Here is an 18,616-nt window from a genome sequence, read left to right on the forward strand (position 1 = left end):
TTGTGTATGAAATATCGCAGGCTGGCTAGAACTTAATTCAGCCCGCTAGTTTGTCTCGATCGTGGAGGGTGTACTTTCTACCTCTCGAACCCTGGAGTAGAGTTCAGAAGATGGTGTCGAACAGACCTTTTATATACCTGTCCAAGACCTTCTCAGACAACGCACCTGAACTACCGCTGGTGACGGTCAATGCGACAGGCTGGACCTATTGGCAAACTTTTCTCTCCTCTACGGCGCCACACTTTGGCTCGATGCGAGGGGACTACTCGTGACCCCATGATATGTTTCCCTAGCGAGCTCAATTCAACTCGTGACTCGGGTATCGTCATACCTGCTCTACTAAATAGCGGTAATCGTGGCGGCGGGAAGAATATTGGTCGCCTCGTCAGGAAGTGACTCCGTGGTTTCCAAATCGGCGATGCATCACCTCGGGCCAGGCGTCGCTAATCAACGCGGCAGACCGAACCTGGCTGAGACCAGCGATAGAACCCAGACCCACCCAGCATTCACCCTACGTTTCGGTAGTTCGAGTATCGTAGGTACAACAATCCCAGATTTTTGTCCTGGTTGTGGGTCACTGTCGGTGTCCTGAACACTACTCCTTGTCTGGCTGCACCTGGCAGTCGTCGGTATAGACCCTGTCCGCCCTGATACCAAAAGCGGTGACACGGCCGTATTTTACCTTTGTGTGAATAATTGAAGATAGAGCCAGCCTACCGGCTTTGAAACTAAGTGACACCGATGCGTCAACAAAAATGGGCGGTTCCTGAACTCGCTGTCGAATAACAGTACCTTCCTGGATAGTTGGAATTCAATCTGCGTCGTGAGGCACCGTCAGAAAAGTCGCAATCCACTCGATATTACTGTCATCTGCATGAGTTTCTATGCGGCCGTCGGTCGAAGACCGGTGATGGTATCTTGTAATCCGTATGTGAACCGTAGAATGTCCCCTTATCAGCAGTGGAACCGGGGCACTAAATGGAGACGCAACATCCCGTGTCTTAGGGTGATGGCTTTGGTACGTTGGTGACCAGTTATCCAGACAGTCATCGAACGTTCACGGAGTGCTGCATTTTCGCGGCTCACACTCTACGCTAAGTCCGCACACCTGACAGAAGTACGGAGGTCCGGTGTTCGCATCGAATGTTCAGGTCGCGATTTGTTTCAGCAACAAATTCGAGACGTTCACCCTTTAGCCAAGGCATTTAGATTTCTCACAGAAACTAAGTGTCAACTTATCTATTTTTGTGATAGGTGATGTTTAGCACCATAAGTATATCGTATATAGCTATACAGAAATCGCAGATTGGTAGTTGAGAATAGCCCGGATTTGCTGAACGGGTTTGCCTACTTTCCGGCCGGGAGACCGCGAGATCTCGACGAATTTCGATCAGAAACCTACCCAAATCGCGTTTGCGACCAGCTTTCCGGTGATGACAGCGAAAAATCGGGGTAATGGGTACTGATGGCTCTACGGAAAATCGGACCCGAAGTAGGGAGCCACCCTACACGAAGTCGTTCATTCGCCGCGTCAGGTACGCTAAGAATCGTTGTGCTGTGATACGCGGCTTCATACGGAACTCCACGTCCATCCCGACCTGCACGAGGAAATCAACGAGCAACCACATGTTGTACAGCAGGACGGCGAATCCGAACTCAAACAGGCGGACACTGTAGTCCTTCGACGTCGTGTACGAAGCGAACTCCTTGATCTTCTTGTACGCAGTTTCAATGCCGCCCCGACGATTATACTGCTCAACCTTCCGCTTGGTCTGCCGGCGGTCCACCGCGATCTTGTCATCAACGTGCGTGTTCGTGAAGAACGGCACCGCACCTTTCCTACTCTCGGCATCGTCATCGTCGTTGTCTGCCTCTCCAAACCCGTACTGTTCCTTATCAGGATCGCCCGGCAGACCGATGAGCGTTGTTTCAATCCGCTCATTCGCCACGCCGTCCTTCACAGCCCCTCGGATCGCCCACTCCTGTTCGACTGCGAGAATTCCCTGTTCAACATCCACGTTCCGACGTAGCCACCGCTTGAGCCGAGCGTGCCGTGGGGCTGGCATCATGTACTTCACGCCGTATTCTTCGAAGGCTTTGATCGTATCCGCAGCTGCGAATTCTCGGTCGGCGTACACGCACCGGACCCGAACGTGGTCCGTTGCTATCTCTAGGAGGTCTCGAACGACCTCACCGACGCGGTATGACTTGGTTTCTTCTCCCGGATACGCGTCTCCATCACGAGCCTCCGCGTTCCCAATCGGGATCATCCCCACGACCATGTGGACATTCTCACCGACAATGGTCGCGGTAGCGAACTTGTGACACCACCGGTACTCTTTGTTCTCGGGAGCGCCCTGAACCCACTCCATTCCTTCACGTTCACCGTAGTACGCGACGTATGTGGCGTCGATAGCAAGGTAGACTGGCTCAGGGAACTCAGAGTGCGGCTTGATGCGCGTGAGCGCGCGCTCAGCACCACGATTCACCATGTCGGTGATCTCCTGCACTTCGAGTTGGTGAATCGAGTCTAACAGTGTCTCACCGGTCAGCCCATCCACGTAGAACGGGTCGTCAAGGTCAGGGTTCCGCAGGGCATCAAGTCGGTCACCATTGATCTCGGAACCGCTGTTTGCGGCGCCACTCTGGATACCCATGACGGTGAGTAGCTCCATCAGGCTCTCTTCATCGTAGATTGCTTTCTCTGGCCGTGGGAGATCAAGCGCAGGGTACACTATCTCGCCCATCTGCCCCATCACCTCTCGCGTTTTCTTTCGGAGTAACCGCTGCTCAGTACGCTTCGATGACCCGGCTGTCTCATCAGCGTTCAACCCGCCGGAACCAATTGGGCTACCGCGCTTGGTGGCCATCTCATCGATGTCGTCACCCCACCGCTCAATCCTGTCTTGGAGGTCTTCGAAGCGTTTCCGCCACGCTCGCGCGAACGTATCTCCGTGCGGGATATCATCGACGTCGAAGCCGAACGAACGGGCGATTTCGGGGTTGTCCGCCAGCCGGTCGGAGATACCAGTCACGGACTCGTCCTCGGTCTGTGCCCATAGGACAGCGAGCAACATTGGCTCGAAGTCCTTGCCCTCATGCCAGTCAGGGTACGGGTCTTCGTGAGCGTAGCGACTCGCATCGAGACCGTCCCCGAGTGCCGGCCATTCGGTTCCGTGTTCGATGATGTCGTCTGCATGCTTGGCCAGCCCTGTGTGGACCTGCTCAAGGTCGTCGATATCGGACGTATCGGTCATCGGTGGCCCCCATTATGACCTGGTCTTCTTTGGATGCGATGCGGCCGTGAGTTTGCTAGCAATGTTCAAAAAACCGTGACTCGGTCGTCTTGCGGCCGATTTCGAGAGAACAAACCACTCCCGTCAGTGGGGTCCGAAGGTCGTGTGCAACGACATCGGCAAATTCTTCGAGGCGTTCGTTCTGCCGCTGGAGTGCTTCACCACGCTCGGCCAGCAGCGCTACCGAACCGACGAGTTGCTTGCCGAATCTATCAACTTAGAACTATATTAGAACACCCGACTGACAGCACGGATCACCGGCTGAGAGCACGACATTTGTACAGAGAAAGATATTGTACAACTAAGTTGGGGATTCGCGCGTACTGTTAGAAGGGTTACTATAGACTCACCCTCATCCGCTAACGTCATGCAACTGCAAAGTGACGGCGAAGACGCTACCAGGATCATCAACGCGAGTATCCTGGCGACTGTCTCGGGAACTTCGATCGGAATGAGTGTCGGGTTCCAACTGGCTGGCCGGAAAATCGTGTTTCTCTCTGTCCTCTACTCGAACCCCGCCGCCGTACATGTCGACGAGCGTGTCGACAAGATAGAGCCCAATTCCCGACCCCGGGCTCTGTAACCCCATCTCGCCACGGCCGAATATCTCGTCTTTCTGGCTGTCGGGGACGCCAGGTCCGTTATCGGCCACGCGAACGAGAACTGTCTCCGCCCCCACCTCCACGTCAACGATGATCTCGGGTGTCTCCTTATTGTTGTGTATGACGGCGTTGTTCAGGAGGTTCCGGAAAACTGACGAGAGGAGTCCCGTAGCAGACACCCGCAGTCCGTCGGGTAGATCGCCGATGATCGTGATACTCGCGTCTCCGTGGACAGACTGGGCCTTCTCTACTTCGGTCTGGAGAACGCTTGAGAGGTCGACCGGTTGGAGGTCCGGGTCTTTCTCGCCGTCGAGTATCTGGAGGAAGTCGCCAACAGTGTCCGTGATGTCCGTGATATGTTCGCTCGCACTCATTATTCGATCAAGATGTGCCTCGCCTGCCGGGTTAACGTGTTCCCTGAGCGCATCTCCCCATCCAATGACGACTGTCACGTCGTTTCTGATGTCGTGTCTGACGATCCTGTTGAGAAGCGCGAGTTCTTCGTTTCGGCGTTCAAGTTCTTGCTGCTGTCGTTCGCGTTCGATGGCGTACCGAAGTGTCTGTCGCAGGAGTTTCGGCGTGAGGTCGTCTTTGACGAGGTAGTCCTGTGCACCGCGTTCGACGGCTTCGACACCGACGCGTTCGTCGTCGAGGCCGGTCAACACGACGACGGGTTCGTCGCCCGAGGCATCGAGCATCGCCTCGAGGGTTTCGAATCTATCGCTGTCGGGCAACCCGAGATCCAGCAGAATAACGTCGACCTCATCGTCCCGTGCCTCGACGGCGTCGGCCAGACGTTCGACGTCTCCGTCCGGGGCTTTGTAGTGACCGTGGCACCCTGGCGGCGAGAATGGCGGGTATACCTACTGGAAACCTAGGACCGACACCACTTCGTTAATTGACGAGAGTCCTGCGCAACGGTACCCTCACTCTCTGGCAACCGCTCCGTTCAGGGTCGACGGGTCGACCCACATCGTGAACTGATCGTTCTCACTGACGACTCCGTTCAGATATTTGCTATCATCGACCGGGTTAATCTCGGGTTTTGAGAGATCCGCGACTTCGTGAACTTCGTCGACGAGCCAGCCGATCTGACGGTCACCCTGCCGGTCGAAGATGATGACGTACTCCGTCGCCCGGTCGTTGCCTATCTCAAGAACCTGTTTCGGGTCAAGGATGGTCGTTGTTTCTCCTCTGAGATCCATCATGCCGACCACCTGCGGTGGTGTATCCGGCATAGGAGTAACGGACTGGCGCCTGACGATCTCGTCAACGACGTCGATGCCGACACAGTAGTGTTTGTTACCGAGTGTGAACTCGAGCACCTGGTCGGGTCTCTCCGGGACGGTTTGTTCGCTCGTCATTGGCTTTCTCGAGACTGTCCGTTGCCAAATTCAGTATTTGAAGTCTGGCCGCCATCCGCCTGGGCCGCTCCAGCCGTCCCGGTCGTGCGGTCGGCCGATATCGTCTCCCCGCCCGTGCTACCATCCTGTATCTCGAACTTCGAGACCTGGTTGTGAAGCGTCTCGGCGAGCTTGGACATCTGCTGGACGTTGTCTGCGACTTCAGAGAGTGACGCGGTCTGTTCTTCGGTCGCCGCCGAGACGTTGCTCGCCTCCGCGGCGGTCTGCTGACTCACACTCGACACTTCGTCAACCATCGAAACGACCTCCTCCGAGGAGGCCGCCTGGTCGTCAGTCGCATTACTGATCTCTTGGATACCCGACTCAGCTTCTTGAACGGCGCCTGCGATGTCGTCGAACATCTCGATCGCGCTTTCGATGGTTTCTGCCCCTCGATCGACGCCCTCGCCCATCTGCTCCATCTTGTCGACCGTCTCGCCTGTCTCCGACTGGATCGCCGATATTCGCTGTTCGATGTCGTTGGTCGCGTCGCTGACCTGTCCCGCAAGGCCTTTGATTTCGTCGGCGACGACGGCGAACCCCTCGCCAGCTTCGCCGGCACGGGCCGCCTCTATCGAGGCGTTCAGCGCGAGCATGTTCGTCTGCTCTGCAATCTCGGTTATCAGCTCGACGACCTCCCCGATCTCATCCATCTTCTCTTCGAGCGTTTTCACCTGCTTGGCAGCCTGGTCTGCCTGCGTTTCGATGGCCTCGATCTCCTCGGTCGCTTCAGCAGCGTAGTCTTGGCCTGTTTCACTCCGTTCAACGGCGGTCGAGGCCGTTGCGGTCACTTCCTCCGCTGAGGAGGCGATTTCCTCGACGGTCGCCGACATATCGTTCATCTCCCCGGCAACTTCCTGGAGGTTCTCGCTCTGGTTCTCAGCACCATATGATATCTCTTCGACGGAGTCGGCGACTTCTTCGCTGGCCTCTTCGATCTCTTCGGTACTACTCGCCGTGCTTTCACTGGACGTGGCGACCTCGTCAGCGATCTCCTGGACAGTGGTGAGACTGTCGCTCAACTGTTCGATACCGTCGTCGAGGGCCACGAGCACCTCGCCGTACTCGCCCGGATACTCGGTCTCGATATGCCGGTCAAGCTCGCCTCTTTTCAGCCCTTCGCTAGCAGTGGAAATCTGCTCGAAACTCTCTCCGAGTTGATTCGTCCCATCCTCGATATCTCTGATGACAGCTCCGTACTGCCCGGGCTGGTCAGCGTCGAGATTCTGGTCCAATCGCCCGGTTTTGAGTCCCTCGCCTGCAGTAGAGATCTGCGCGAAACTGTCAGACAGTTGCGTGAGACCGACCCCGAGGGCGTCTAGAACGGTACCGTACTGACCGGGCTTGTCGGTCTCGATCGACTGATCGAGTTGGCCCTGCGCCAGACCGTCACTCGCATCCTGGATCTCGTCGAAGCTGGCGGCGAGGCGATCTGTCCCCGAATCGAGGCTGTGCATGATTTCACCGTACGTGCCGGGGTAATCCGTCTCCAGATCCCGATCCAGCTCCCCGGTTTCGAGGTCCCGACTGACTGCGTCGAGTTCGCTGAACACGTCGCCGAGATTCGCTTGCATCTCCGTGAATGCCTCGACCATCTGCCCGAGTTCGTCACTTTCGGCGTGCTCCTCAAGCTCAGTATCGAGATTGCCGTTACTTGCGGCAATGGCAGCTTCAGAGAGTTGCGTGACGGGAGACGTGATACGCCTGGCGACGAACAGACCAATACCGATGGCCAAGACAAACGCACCGATGGAGAGCCCGAGAATCTCCAGTTGTGCGGTCTGTGTCGTGCTATCGGCGATCTCGACTTGCGATTCGAGGTCTGCTTGTGCCGATTGCTCGATGGCGTGTGCGTCCTCTTCCATTTGGGAACCAAGGGAGTCCATTTCGTCGGCTTTCTGTTCAGCGAGAGCCGTCTCACCCGCCGTTCTCGCGTCGAAAAACTCGGTTCCGAGCGTGTTGTACTCCTCGTGTTGGGATTTGAGCGTTGCAAACTGCTCTTGTTGCTGTGGACTCAAGTCCGTCTCTTCGAGGTGCTGTGCCTCTTCGTTGAATAGTTGGTTGGCCTCCTCGAATTGTTGCTGTGCGTTTTCGTCACCGAGTTGGGCAGCCTGTATCGCACCCTGCTGCTGTTCGATGGCAACGATCATTTCTGCGGACGCATCCATCTTCAGCCCATCTTCTGCAATGATGTGTGCTTCTTCGTCGACGGTGGCAACCGAGGTGTATCCGATCGCGCCGGTCACGGCGACCAGCGCGGCCACAATCACGAACGCGATTATCAGTTTCGGCCGTAAATCGAGACTGTCGATTTTTATTCGGTCAATCATGTGAATGCAGGCTCTTGTTTCCGAAGGATCGGGATATATATTCTCTAACTGGAAAGAAAGTGGCATACTTACCAGAACCAAAGCCTATCACTCCCAGTTAGTCATGCACTCGCCGAGTCGGTGTCCTGGAAAAAACAGGAACCCCCCGGATAGTCAGGATTGCTCCTAGGTGCGACGTGCAGTCCGGCAGCGTGGCTGTTTCCGCCGAGAATACGGAGTCCCGTCGGGTGATCTGTGACACTCCGGCCTCCGCTCCCGGTATGCCGTCCAGAACATCTCCGAACAACCAGTTGATCTCGGATGGATGTCCCGGGCATCGCCACGGACAGCGAGCGTTGCCGTGGGTGCTCCCGGGCGATCGCGGTTACAGCCCGACCGACAACCTACCGTCCCGGATCACTGGTTGTACAGCGCCGCTGGCTCAGATTCGGGATATTCGAGAGTTTCTCGAGGCCCCAGTCCTATCTCGTTCGACACCGATCATCTGTACTGAGACGGACTCACTGTTCGGTAACCGGGATGGTAACCACCAGGGTAGAGAAAGCTTGTAAGTACACTCTATGATGAAGTAATATGGAACGTTCAGCGTCGGCAGGCAATCGTGAGGGGCGAGTTGGAGCCCTCGATATCCTGCTCGTGGAGGACGACCCGACAGACGCCCGCCTGATCACCGAATACCTGAACGGACAGGCGGGGCCGAAAGGAGATAGTGCTCCCGCAATTCGACACGTCGAACGGCTGTCCGGGGCCCTCGATGCCCGGGACGCCGATATCGACGTTATTCTGCTGGACCTCGGATTACCGGACAGCGATAGATTCGACACCCTCGAAACGATGCTCGATGCCTCGGGCGACGAACCCGTCGTCGTGCTGACTGGCATTGACGACGATGGCGTTGGCGTCGAAGCCATCCAACGCGGCGCACAGGACTACCTCGTCAAGGACGATCTCACCCCAAAACTCCTGCGACAGACGATTCAGTATGCAATCGAACGCGAAAGCCAGCAACGAAAAGTGAGTCGGGCAGATACAGTATTCCAAAACGCGCAGGATGGACTGTTCGTCATCGACGTCGAAGACGATGGAGAGACGTTCCGGGTGAATCGAGTCAACCCGGCATACGAGACGTTCACTGACGCTCCAGCCGGCGAACTCCAGAGGAAAACGATCCGCAAGCTCGTCGACGAGGCAGACGTCGCTTCTATCCGCGAAAAATACAGAGAGTGTGTGAGCGAACGAACGTCCCTTGAGTACGAAGAGTACCTCTCGGCATTCGACGGCGGCTCTTGGTGGGAAACGAGAATCGCCCCGGTAATCGCGGACGGCGAGGTCACGCAAGTCGTCGGATCGACGCGAAACATCACTGAGCGGAAGGAGCGCGAACAGCGCCTGCAACAGTTCGAGCAGATGGTCGAGCACACCGGGCACGCTGTCTTCTTCACTGACGTGGATGGGCAGATCGAGTACGTGAATCCAGAATTCGAGGAGCTGACCGGATACGCGCCTGCCGATGCACTCGGAGAGACGCCCGATCTGCTTAGCTCCGGCGAGCATGACGATGCGTTTTTCGCCGAGTTATGGGACACCGTTCTGGATGGCGACGTCTGGAGCGGTGAGATTGTGAACGAGCGCAAGGACGGCGCGGAGTTCGTCGCCAACCACACCATTGCGCCGGTGATGGACGACTCGGGAGACGTGACCCACTTCGTCGCAATCTACGACGACATCACTGACCGGAAAGAACGCGAACGACGCCTGCAAACGCACGAACTCGTCGTGCAGGCGATGAATGAAGTCGCGTTCCTGATCAACGAGGACAAGCGAATCCAGTTTGCCAACGACGCGGCACTCGATTTTGCAGACGTGCCCCTTGAGGCGATCAAGGGTATCCCGATTGAGTCGGTCACCGAGGAAATGGCTGCACCTGACGAAGAGCCTCACCGGTTTGTGGACGCGATCGACGCGCTCTTAGAGGACGAGCAACCCGATGTCGGCGAGTGGGTTCGAGAACCTGACGGGTCGGACACGTTGAGCCTCGAATTTGACCTCTTCTTAGAATCGGTCGGCGAGGTATGTGCCGAGCAACGGTTCGTTCCGGTGAAACTCTACGATGGCGGACGAGGTGTCGCGGTCATTTCGAGGGACATTACCGAGCGCAGGGAGAAAGAAGAAGAAATCCAGACCCACCTGGAGCAAGCCCAAGAGGTCGGGAACGTAGGGAGTTGGCATCTGGATATTGATACTAACGATTTGCGGTGGTCTGACGAATGTTATCGAATCTTTGGCTTGGAACCTGGAACACCGATGTCGTATGAACGGTTCCTAGAGTTGGTTCATCCCGAAGACCTTGAGAAAGTTGACGAAGCGTGGAGTGAGGCACTGGAAGAGGGAAGCTATGACATTGAGCATCGGATCGTGGTAGACGGTAAGACACGATGGGTACAGGAAACAGCCAAGGTTGAATTCGACGAAGACGGAGAGCCGGAGAGCGGTATCGGCGTTGTCCGAGACATTACAGAACAGGTTCAGCAAACCCGCGAGATACGCGCACAGAAAGATCGGTACGAGTCGTTACTGCAGAGTGCACCGGACCCGGTTTTCGTAGCCGACACGAACACCGGCGAAGTGATCGAAGCAAACGGAGCTGCAGAGGCACTGCGCGAGCAGGACCATGATGAGATTGTTGGTATGGATCAGTCGAAACTCCATCCCCCCGATGAGCGGGAGCAGGCCAGGGCGGAGTTCAACGAGGCAGCTGCGGACGACGGCGGGGTTTGGAGAACGTATTCAGACGGCTCACAGATTCACGCCGTCTCCTCGACAGGAGAAACAGTCCCTGTGGAAATCACGCACAACACGTTCAGTCTGCCAAAGGGACGGGTCAGCTACGCGATCTTCAGGGACATCACCGAACAGATCGAACGCGAGCGCGAAATTCTCGAACAGAAAGAGCGGTACGAGTCGTTATTTAATAGCGTCAGCGGCGCGGTTGTAGTCACGGACATCGATGGCACGATTACGACGTGCAACCCGGGCTTTGCCGACCTGTTCGGGTACGAGAGTGACGATATTGAGGGAAATCATCTCAGCACGATTGCAGACGAGAACACGGATGTGGAGCGGTTGCTTGAGACGACGGATACCTCCCGCGAAGCACTCCTCCGTGATTTCCGGAAACAGTCGGGACAGGTCTTCCCGGGTGAAACACGGAGTTTGCCGCTTCGAACGCATAATGGCGATATCAAGGGGCATGTGGTACACATAATTGACGTGTCTGAGGAACAAGCAAACCGCGAGCAACTGCAAGTTCTCAGTCGCGTTTTCCGTCATAATGTGAGAAACGACATGAATGTAATCCAGGGGCGTGCCGAAGTTATCGAATCGCACGGTTCAACGGCGGTGCTGTCCGATGTTGAGAAGATACTCGAAACGAGCCGAGAGTTCATTGAAATGGCGGAGAATCAACATAAAATCACGGAACTTCTGACTGAGACCGCTGAAACCGTGGATGTGGATTTGACTCCGACAATTAGACAGGTTGTCTCAGACGTGCAGACGCAATATCCTGATGCGACAGTGCAGACGGATCTGGATCCCAACTGTCAGGCGAGCACCAGGCGTGAGATTGCTAAAGCGATTCGGGAATTGGTAGAGAATGCGATTATTCATTCGGACCAAGCGAACCCGAGGGTTAATTTCCACCTCCGAGATACGGAGACGATGGCTGAACTGACGGTCCGAGACGATGGACCGGGAATTCCAGAACAAGAATGGAACGTGTTGAAAGCGGACGGCGAAATCAATGCGTTAAACCATGGGACGGGGCTCGGCCTGTGGTTCGTCAATCAGGTTGTTCGTCGTTCGAACGGAACGATGTCTTTTGACACGAACGACTCGGGAGGGTCTACGGTTACTGTTCGTCTTCCCACGAGCTAGTTCTCCGGCACTGTCTGGTTGACTCCCTCCGCTTTGCCGTCCTAATGCGTCTCCGATGGATTGCGATCGAGGGGCTCCGGAGTGGTTTCCTCCACATCGCCGATCAATTACTTGCTCGGCTCTGCACGTTTAAGTAGGGGCGTGGTGTAGGCAGCATTGAAACCTGATGCTGCCGATTACGGATTTCCTCTCGTGCACCGACGTGCTGGATGAATTCGACTCGCTATCATATCATCAAACGACTCACGCCAAAACGTACGTGACAGGTCTTGCTGCGATCCGCAGCAAGACTGTAACCGGAATTGCACGAGAGGTCCTTCCCGCCGGAAGTGACCGAGCACTCAACAAGTTCATCACTGAATACGATTGGGATGAGGATCAGCTCAATCACGAGCGGTTAGAGGAACTGCAAAAACACGGAGAGACACGCTGGTCACAAGACGGCTACATCGTTATTGACGATTCAGTTATCCAGCGAACCGGGAAGTCTCTTCCCGGTGCTGGAGAGTTCTACGATCACTCTGAGGGTGAGCCTGTTTGGGGACAGAACCTCGTCTACGCGTTCTATACCGATGAGAAAACGTCCTATCCACTTGCTTTTCGCCAGTACGAGAAGGCCGACGACGAGGACGAGGAAGACGAACAGGAGACAAAATACGACCTCGCACGAGAGATAATCACGGAATTAGAAGAAGAGGTAGGTGTGCCTGCGGACACCTACCTCTTCGATGCATGGTTTGCTCATGACTCCGGTCTGATCGAACACGTCGAATCACACGGCAAGGACTGGATTGGACCACTACGGGGCAACCGACAGGTTACCTACGCGAACAAAGAGAGACGCGTCGATGCGCTCGAAGAGTGCATCGACAAGGAAGAGCGAGAAGTTGACGGTGAAACGTACAAAATCTGGACTAAGACAGTCCCTATCTCGAAATTAGGTGAGGTTCGGCTGGTAATCACAGAGAAGGTTACCGATGAGGACGACGAGAATCCGGTCAAGTACCTCGCAACAAACAAGATTGACGCGCCTTCGGCACACATTATTCGGAGTTATTCGTACAGATGGCGAGTAGAGACATTCTTCGAGGACTCGAAAGAGGATCTTGGCTTAGGAGACTGCGAGGTTCGTGATTCTGACGGTGCCAGTCGTCACTGGCACCTTCAGATGCTGGCCTACAGCCTTCTTCGGCTTGGTCCGGAACCGAGCGCCTCGGAGCGACTTGTCTCGAAAGCCTCGTCGCTCCGATCACAACTCGAACACGGTCTCAAGGAGACGATCTACAACATGTTTTCGTGGGTGCGCGATCAACCAGACCGCGATCTCGATGGACTGATGAAAGACATCGACCACCTCTTTCTCCATTCTGAGGGCAGTTTATAAACGTGCAGAGTCGAGTTACTTGTAAATCCTAGCCATAATTGACTCTAGGTCTGGCAGAGTTCTCCACGCACCCTACCACGCAGTCGAAACCAATCAGTTTGAAATTATAGGCCTATCTACTAATTTGCAACTGCGCTAAAATTTCATAAAGGGAGTTGCAAATATCGGTGATTTGCTGAACGGCATCGCTAGTTCTTCGGTTACACCGCGTATTGAAATCGTTCACACACCGGTACTCCAATCCCATTCAGCAATCTTGGCATCCGCAACTACAGCGCAGATGAGCGGCAAGAAGAGTACGGTTCATTTGACGAGTTACGGCCTGTGAGTGGGATGTAGTGAGGGTCCCGCTGAACTGGATATGGCGTCATTTTGAGGAAGTGTTGTCGTTCCCGACTCGTTGGCATCGATTGTTATGTTCCCGCGACGTAGTGGATGAGCCAGTGGGCAAACCAGAGTCCGAGCCCGGAGCTATGCTCCAACGGATCATCGGTTCCGGCTGCGAAGACACGTTTCTCTTGGTCCGAAATCCCTGGACCGTTATCAGAGATGGACACAGTCGCCGTCGTCGCGTCCGCCGTTACCGTCACTTCAGCGTGTGGCGTTTCCGCGTTCGAGTGACTGATCGCATTCTCGACCAGTTCGTAGAAGGCGTAGAGCGCTCTTGCATCAATCTCCAGTGAGCGGTTAATCTCAGCTACGACGGTAATCTCACCGTCGAATGCGACGATTCGATCCGTCTACTAATACGGTCGATAACTGACGACAGGTTTCGAGTGGCTGTCTCGTCGAGGGGCATCCGCTACGATTTGTCTGACGTGGTGAGGTTTTTCACTGATATCGATCAGCGACTGGACGTTGCGCTGAATCGTCTGAAGTCGCTCGATGTCTGCTTCACAACTCGAAGACCGCTCCAAGACATCCGCGTTTCCTTTGATTGCCGTCCCTTTGTTACGGAAGTTGTCGGAGGACGCAGTGGAACACTTTGAGTTGCTGTTCGCGCAATCGCTGTGCGGTAATGTCGTTTTGAATGCCGACGAACACTTGAATTTCTCCGTCACGGCTTTTGATGGGGAAGTCGTCTCGTGTACCACAACGCGTTGGCCGTTTTTTCCCTCGTTAACGGTTTTACCTTCCCAGACCTCGCCACTGAGGATGGTTCCCCACAGGTCATCATAGAATGCTTGGTTGTGCTGGCCAGATTTGAGCATGGTCGGCGTATTCCCGATTGCGTCTTCACGGTCATAGCCGGTCAACTCCTCGAACGCTGGATTGACGTATTCGATGATTCCGTTCGTATCAGTCACGACAACGGCGTAGCCTGTCTGTTCGACAGCCTCGCGGAACATCTGGAGATCGCGCTCGCGCTCCGTGTGGGTAGTAATATCACGAACTACGCCAACCGTCCCCTAGAACCCGGTCTCGTATGGCAGCACAGAGAGGTGTACCTCGCAACCCATGTATCCCCCATCAGCGGTGATTATGTCTATCTCAATTTGAAACAACAGTGTCTTGCGGTCAGTCTTAGGCTGGATTGGGGAAATAGTAGTAGCTGCTGGCCCTGGCGACTGATGGATTTATTTCATCCAATTCCGAGCGTCGGTGACCCCACTGTTGTAATCCCGGTCGTCGGGTCAAGCCTCGTCAGACTGGAGACCGTCCAGATCGATGGGAATGTCCTCGCTATGGTCGTCTATCTCGACGGCGACGCCGAAAGAGACAATCGAGGAGATGCCTTCCTTGACAGAGAGGTCGAGGTCGTATACCTCCTCTTGAGACAGATGGAGGATGAACCCGCCCATGAACGGATTCGGTCCCATCGGCATGAAGACCGTCAACATGTCCTCGTCTCCGGTTGCCGCCGTGACCTGGGAAGGGGGATGTGAAGTCTGGAACGCAATCGAATACGACCCCTCCTTCGGAAACTCCACGAGAACCACCTCCTGGAAGTTCTCCGTATCGCCTTCCAGCAACATGCTACTAATCTGATCAAGCGGGCCGTAGACGGTGCTGATTCCGGGTATCCTCGCCATCGTGCTGTCCAGGCGCTGTTTGATTCGATTACCACCGACGCGACTCTCAGTTACCCCACCCACGACAAAGATAGTGACAAGTAACACGACCATCGCAATCACCTGGGGAATAAGTGACGACGTAGCTCCGATTCCCTCCTGGATTGGAATGACCAGCGGGTTCAGCACACCCGAGAGCAGGTCAATGAGAACCAAGAACACGAAGGCGGTGATTAACACCGGCAGCACGATAGCGGTTCCAGTGACGATCGTCCGCCGCAGGAACCCGCCGGTATCGACCGCCGACTCCGGATACTCCTTGCTAATTCGTACCATACCACACTATTTCATGGCTAACACAAAACCGTGGGGGCCCTGAACCACTCCCCTGAATCGGTCACAGCAATTCTGACAGTGATCGAGCAGTTCGTATGAGTCACAATCGCCCAGTACAGAGATGTGCGGCGGGCGTGCAGAATAGTTAGCACGGCTCTGCTGGCTGATCAGCGATTCTGGAGGATCGATAGGAACTCTCTCGGAGATGAGGCAGGGACAGTGAGATGTGTCAACCACTACCCTGCCACACCAAGATACGATCACAGAGGTCTTGAAATCACTGGAAACCGAGACAACAGTACTATTCGAACATCTTGATCTCCAGTTTCTCTATGAATTCCCCGTGTTCGCCCCCGATCCGCGGGGGCGAACGCGGGAGTTCCATCCACCTGAACTGTTCCGAGGATTGCTTCACTGCTTCTACAACAGAATCTACGAACCAGAAGCGATGGCTCAAGAACTCGCCAACGATGATGTCTGGCGTGTCTGCGAGTTCGAGCGACCGCCGTCACGGCGGACGATTGGCCGGTTTATCGACGATCTCTCTGGTGTCGTTGAGGAAGTCTTCTCACGAATTCTCCAGCAAGTGCTCGTCCGAGTTGAACTGGGTTCTTGCTTTCGGATTGACGGCACCGATGTCCGGGCGCCTCGCCCGGACGAGGATGCCTCGTGGAACTACGACAGTACAGCTGAGGAGACTTACTACGGCTACGGTTGCTGTCTGGTGACGACCGACAACAACATCCCGATTGCCGCAGAGTTCACAGATGAGAAATCTGTGGACAAGGCGACGGCGAGGCGCATCACACAGGATGCGCTCGCCGTCAAAAAGCCAGTCACGTTCGTTGGTGACGCAGAGTTCGACATGTTGGACTGGCACGACGACCTGATTGAAGCAGGCGTCGTGCCAGTGGTTCCGTACAATCCACGGAACACAAATGATCCACCAGATATCGAGTACCGCATCCAGAAACGAATCAAGGAACATAGCGACACTGTCCGCGTCTGGGAAAAGCAGCTTGACGACACCTACGATAACCGGTCACAGGTCGAAACAGCAATCGGCGTGTGCAAGGATCTCGGCCTCGGGACTCCGCAAGTCCGAGGCCGAGAACGGGCAAAAACTCACGTCTTCGTCGCTCTCTGTCTTCGTTTGGCTGTCGTCATCGCTAACCATGAACGAGGAGGTGACATCGCAAGTCCGATCGTTGAGCTATGAGAACTCTTCTGCACGCCCGCCAGATGTGCAGCAACTCACTGTCGTTCGCTCCGAGTCTCCTTCGATGGGTCAACTGCTGCGAATGCTGCTGACGGTATTATTCTATTGGCACTTATTGTCGGTAGAGACGGTGAGGACAATAGTGTCTATTCAGCGGTTGGTTTGCTGCCGTACAACACCTAAGAGACATTGACACCCTCTCAACCGAACTGACACTCTTTTTGAATCTTTATCAGAACGTCACGCGAACATGAAGTCAACGATGGATGATTTTCCCTACGAATCAATCGTCGAAGAGAGCAACGACGGTATTCTCGTTGCTCGAAACGGCGAAATTATCTACGCCAACGAGCGACTACAAGAACTGACAGGATACGCCGAAGCAACGCTCGTGGGCGCACCGAACACGATGCTTGTCACAGACGACGAGACATCCCCCAGCAAGCAATATCAGAGTGCTCGGACGAGCGGCGAAGGCGCCACAAATCAGTACGAGGCCACACTCGAGACAAGGTCGGATACTCGAATTCCAGTCGAGTTCTCTGTGAATCAGATACCCTACGACGGGGAACCAGCGGTCGTCGCATTCTGTCGTGACATCACCGAGCAAAATGAACGAGAGGAGGGTTTGGACGCGCTCAAACCGGAGTACGAGTCGGTCTTCGATCATGTGCAGGACGCACTTTTTCTACTTGATGTCGACGACGACAGGACCGTTCGATTCCAGCGATTCAACGAACGCGAGGAAGCGTTTACCGGCAAGTCCACCGAGGAAGTCCGCGGGAAGACGCCAACCGAAGTATTCGGCGACGAACTCGGGTCGGAACTGGCGGCCAACTACAGAAAGTGTATCGAACGTCGGGAGACACTCGTCTACGAGGAGGAACTCAATATCAACGACAAGGCGACGATCTGGCAGACTAAGCTGACGCCGATTGTCGTTGACGGGACAGTCGAGCGAATCGTAGGGTCGGGCCGAGAGATTACCGAACTGAAAAACAGAGAGCGGGAACTCGAACAGGCCAGAACACGACTGCGAGCACTGTTCGACGAGGCACCGGATTCCATCACCGTCCACGACGCAGACGGCAACATCCTCGATGTCAACGAGCAGATCGTCGACGAACTCGGATATACCCGCGACAAACTGCTCGAAATGAATGTCACGGACTTCGCGGTAGAACTTGACCCCGCAACAGCACAGAACATCTGGGCAGAGATGGACAACGAGGAGACGCATAAAGTAGAAGGACAACACCAGCGCAAAGATGGCTCGACGTTCCCGGTCGAAATGTGGGTGTCAAAAACCGACGTGCTAGGCGAGCCACAGTATCTGGCACTCGGACGAAATATTACCGAGCGGAAAGAACGGGAGAAAGAACTCTCCCGGTACCGGGCCTTTGTCGAGAACACCTCCGACGTAATCACAATAATCAGCGGTGATGGAACAGTCGAGTATGTGAGTTCAGCGTCCAGTCACGTCTCAGGGCATGAATCCGAGGAGTTGGTTGGAACGGAGGCAATCGAACATGTGCACCCGGCTGACCGAGAAGCAGTCTCCGAGCAGTTAGCAGAGTTAATAGCCACGCCAGGCTCTCGTGCGACGGTCGAGTACCGGTTCCAGCACGCCGATGGGTCGTGGATATGGATCGAGTCGACGGGGATCAACCGATTCGATGACCCCAAAATCGAAGGGGTCGTCCTAGCCAGTCGAGACATTACGGGGCGGAAAGAGCGCGAACGACAGATACAGGAACTCAAAGACCGGCTGGCGCTCGCAATTGAGGGTGCCGAACTGGGCGTGTGGGACTGGAACGTCAACACCGACGAGGTGGAGTTCAACGACCAGTGGGCCGAGATGCTGGGGTACGATCCGGCGAACATCGACGACCACCTTGATGCCTGGGAGACGCGAGTCCACCCCGAGGACCTCTCTGAGGTCGAGGCCACACTGGAGAGCCACTTGGCCGGCGAGACCGAGTACTACGACAGTGAACACCGGATGAAGACAGCCGACGGGGGCTGGAAGTGGATTCGTGACATCGGAAAGGTCGTCGAGCGTGACGACGATGGCGACCCGGTCCGCGCCGTTGGAATC

The 18,616-nt window shown here is 55.3% G+C and carries 11 protein-coding genes and 2 pseudogenes; 5 read left to right on the forward strand and 8 right to left on the reverse strand.

Going from position 1 to position 18,616, the window contains the following annotated elements:
* Positions 1-1,505: 1,505 nt before the first annotated feature.
* Both QYL91_RS12170 and QYL91_RS18200 read right to left on the reverse strand, forming a co-directional pair.
* A complete protein-coding gene (locus tag QYL91_RS12170; RefSeq protein ID WP_302080770.1) occupies positions 1,506-3,257 on the reverse strand; it encodes a transposase in 1,752 nt (583 codons plus the stop codon).
* Between the two features lie 55 nt (positions 3,258-3,312).
* Positions 3,313-3,390, reverse strand: a pseudogene (locus QYL91_RS18200) (hypothetical protein); the annotation flags it as partial.
* Positions 3,391-3,399: 9 nt separating this feature from the next.
* Here QYL91_RS18200 and QYL91_RS12175 point away from each other — a divergent pair.
* The gene (locus QYL91_RS12175; RefSeq protein ID WP_302080771.1) at positions 3,400-3,528 is read left to right on the forward strand and encodes a hypothetical protein; all 129 of its coding nucleotides are present in this window, start codon (positions 3,400-3,402) and stop codon (positions 3,526-3,528) included.
* Positions 3,529-3,648: 120 nt separating this feature from the next.
* Here the strand turns inward: QYL91_RS12175 and QYL91_RS12180 are convergent, their stop codons facing one another.
* The 3 genes from QYL91_RS12180 to QYL91_RS12190 all read right to left on the reverse strand — a co-directional run bounded on the left by QYL91_RS12180 (position 3,649) and on the right by QYL91_RS12190 (position 7,631).
* Positions 3,649-4,692 (reverse strand): hybrid sensor histidine kinase/response regulator, encoded by a 1,044-nt coding sequence (locus tag QYL91_RS12180; protein WP_302082862.1) that lies wholly within the window; start codon positions 4,690-4,692, stop codon positions 3,649-3,651.
* A gap of 132 nt (positions 4,693-4,824) precedes the next feature.
* Positions 4,825-5,262: a chemotaxis protein CheW gene (locus QYL91_RS12185; protein WP_302080772.1), complete on the reverse strand. Its 438-nt coding sequence runs from the start codon at positions 5,260-5,262 to the stop codon at positions 4,825-4,827.
* Positions 5,259-7,631, reverse strand: coding sequence for a methyl-accepting chemotaxis protein (locus QYL91_RS12190; RefSeq protein ID WP_302080773.1), 2,373 nt, complete (start codon positions 7,629-7,631; stop codon positions 5,259-5,261). Before QYL91_RS12190 ends, QYL91_RS12185 begins: the two co-directional genes overlap by 4 nt.
* A gap of 573 nt (positions 7,632-8,204) precedes the next feature.
* Between QYL91_RS12190 and QYL91_RS12195 the strand changes: the two genes are divergently transcribed.
* On the forward strand, positions 8,205-11,567 hold the full coding sequence (locus tag QYL91_RS12195) for a PAS domain S-box protein (RefSeq protein ID WP_302080774.1): 3,363 nt from the start codon (positions 8,205-8,207) through the stop codon (positions 11,565-11,567).
* 166 nt (positions 11,568-11,733) lie between these two features.
* Positions 11,734-12,951: an IS701 family transposase gene (locus QYL91_RS12200; RefSeq protein ID WP_302080775.1), complete on the forward strand. Its 1,218-nt coding sequence runs from the start codon at positions 11,734-11,736 to the stop codon at positions 12,949-12,951.
* A 413-nt stretch (positions 12,952-13,364) separates the two neighbouring features.
* Here QYL91_RS12200 and QYL91_RS18205 read toward each other — a convergent pair whose 3' ends face one another.
* The 3 genes from QYL91_RS18205 to QYL91_RS12210 all read right to left on the reverse strand — a co-directional run bounded on the left by QYL91_RS18205 (position 13,365) and on the right by QYL91_RS12210 (position 15,299).
* Entirely contained in the window at positions 13,365-13,682 is a 318-nt protein-coding gene (locus QYL91_RS18205) for an ATP-binding protein (protein ID WP_369685628.1), read from the reverse strand.
* A 12-nt stretch (positions 13,683-13,694) separates the two neighbouring features.
* Entirely contained in the window at positions 13,695-14,300 is a 606-nt protein-coding gene (locus tag QYL91_RS12205) for a PAS domain-containing protein (protein ID WP_302080776.1), read from the reverse strand.
* A gap of 285 nt (positions 14,301-14,585) precedes the next feature.
* Positions 14,586-15,299 (reverse strand): DUF502 domain-containing protein, encoded by a 714-nt coding sequence (locus QYL91_RS12210; protein ID WP_302080777.1) that lies wholly within the window; start codon positions 15,297-15,299, stop codon positions 14,586-14,588.
* A gap of 226 nt (positions 15,300-15,525) precedes the next feature.
* On the opposite strand from QYL91_RS12210, the gene QYL91_RS12215 reads away from it, so the two are divergent.
* Both QYL91_RS12215 and QYL91_RS18265 read left to right on the forward strand, forming a co-directional pair.
* Positions 15,526-16,518, forward strand: coding sequence for a transposase (locus QYL91_RS12215; protein ID WP_302080520.1), 993 nt, complete (start codon positions 15,526-15,528; stop codon positions 16,516-16,518).
* A gap of 262 nt (positions 16,519-16,780) precedes the next feature.
* Positions 16,781-18,598, forward strand: a pseudogene (locus tag QYL91_RS18265) (PAS domain S-box protein); the annotation flags it as partial.
* Positions 18,599-18,616 lie beyond the last annotated feature (18 nt).

The sequence above is a fragment of the Salinibaculum rarum genome (assembly GCF_030505615.1).
GTDB classification, from domain to species: Archaea; Halobacteriota; Halobacteria; order Halobacteriales; family Haloarculaceae; genus Salinibaculum; species Salinibaculum rarum.

What these genes read in the sequence shown, in the direction of transcription:
- QYL91_RS12185 (WP_302080772.1), bottom strand. Translation starts at nt 5,262, where the DNA reads ATGACGAGCGAACAAACCGTCCCGGAGAGACCCGACCAGGTGCTCGAG.
- QYL91_RS12205 (WP_302080776.1), bottom strand. Translation starts at nt 14,300, where the DNA reads ATGTTCCGCGAGGCTGTCGAACAGACAGGCTACGCCGTTGTCGTGACT.
- QYL91_RS12195 (WP_302080774.1), top strand. Translation starts at nt 8,205, where the DNA reads ATGGAACGTTCAGCGTCGGCAGGCAATCGTGAGGGGCGAGTTGGAGCC.
- QYL91_RS12190 (WP_302080773.1), bottom strand. Translation starts at nt 7,631, where the DNA reads ATGATTGACCGAATAAAAATCGACAGTCTCGATTTACGGCCGAAACTG.
- QYL91_RS12210 (WP_302080777.1), bottom strand. Translation starts at nt 15,299, where the DNA reads ATGGTACGAATTAGCAAGGAGTATCCGGAGTCGGCGGTCGATACCGGC.
- QYL91_RS12200 (WP_302080775.1), top strand. Translation starts at nt 11,734, where the DNA reads ATGCTGCCGATTACGGATTTCCTCTCGTGCACCGACGTGCTGGATGAA.
- QYL91_RS12170 (WP_302080770.1), bottom strand. Translation starts at nt 3,257, where the DNA reads ATGACCGATACGTCCGATATCGACGACCTTGAGCAGGTCCACACAGGG.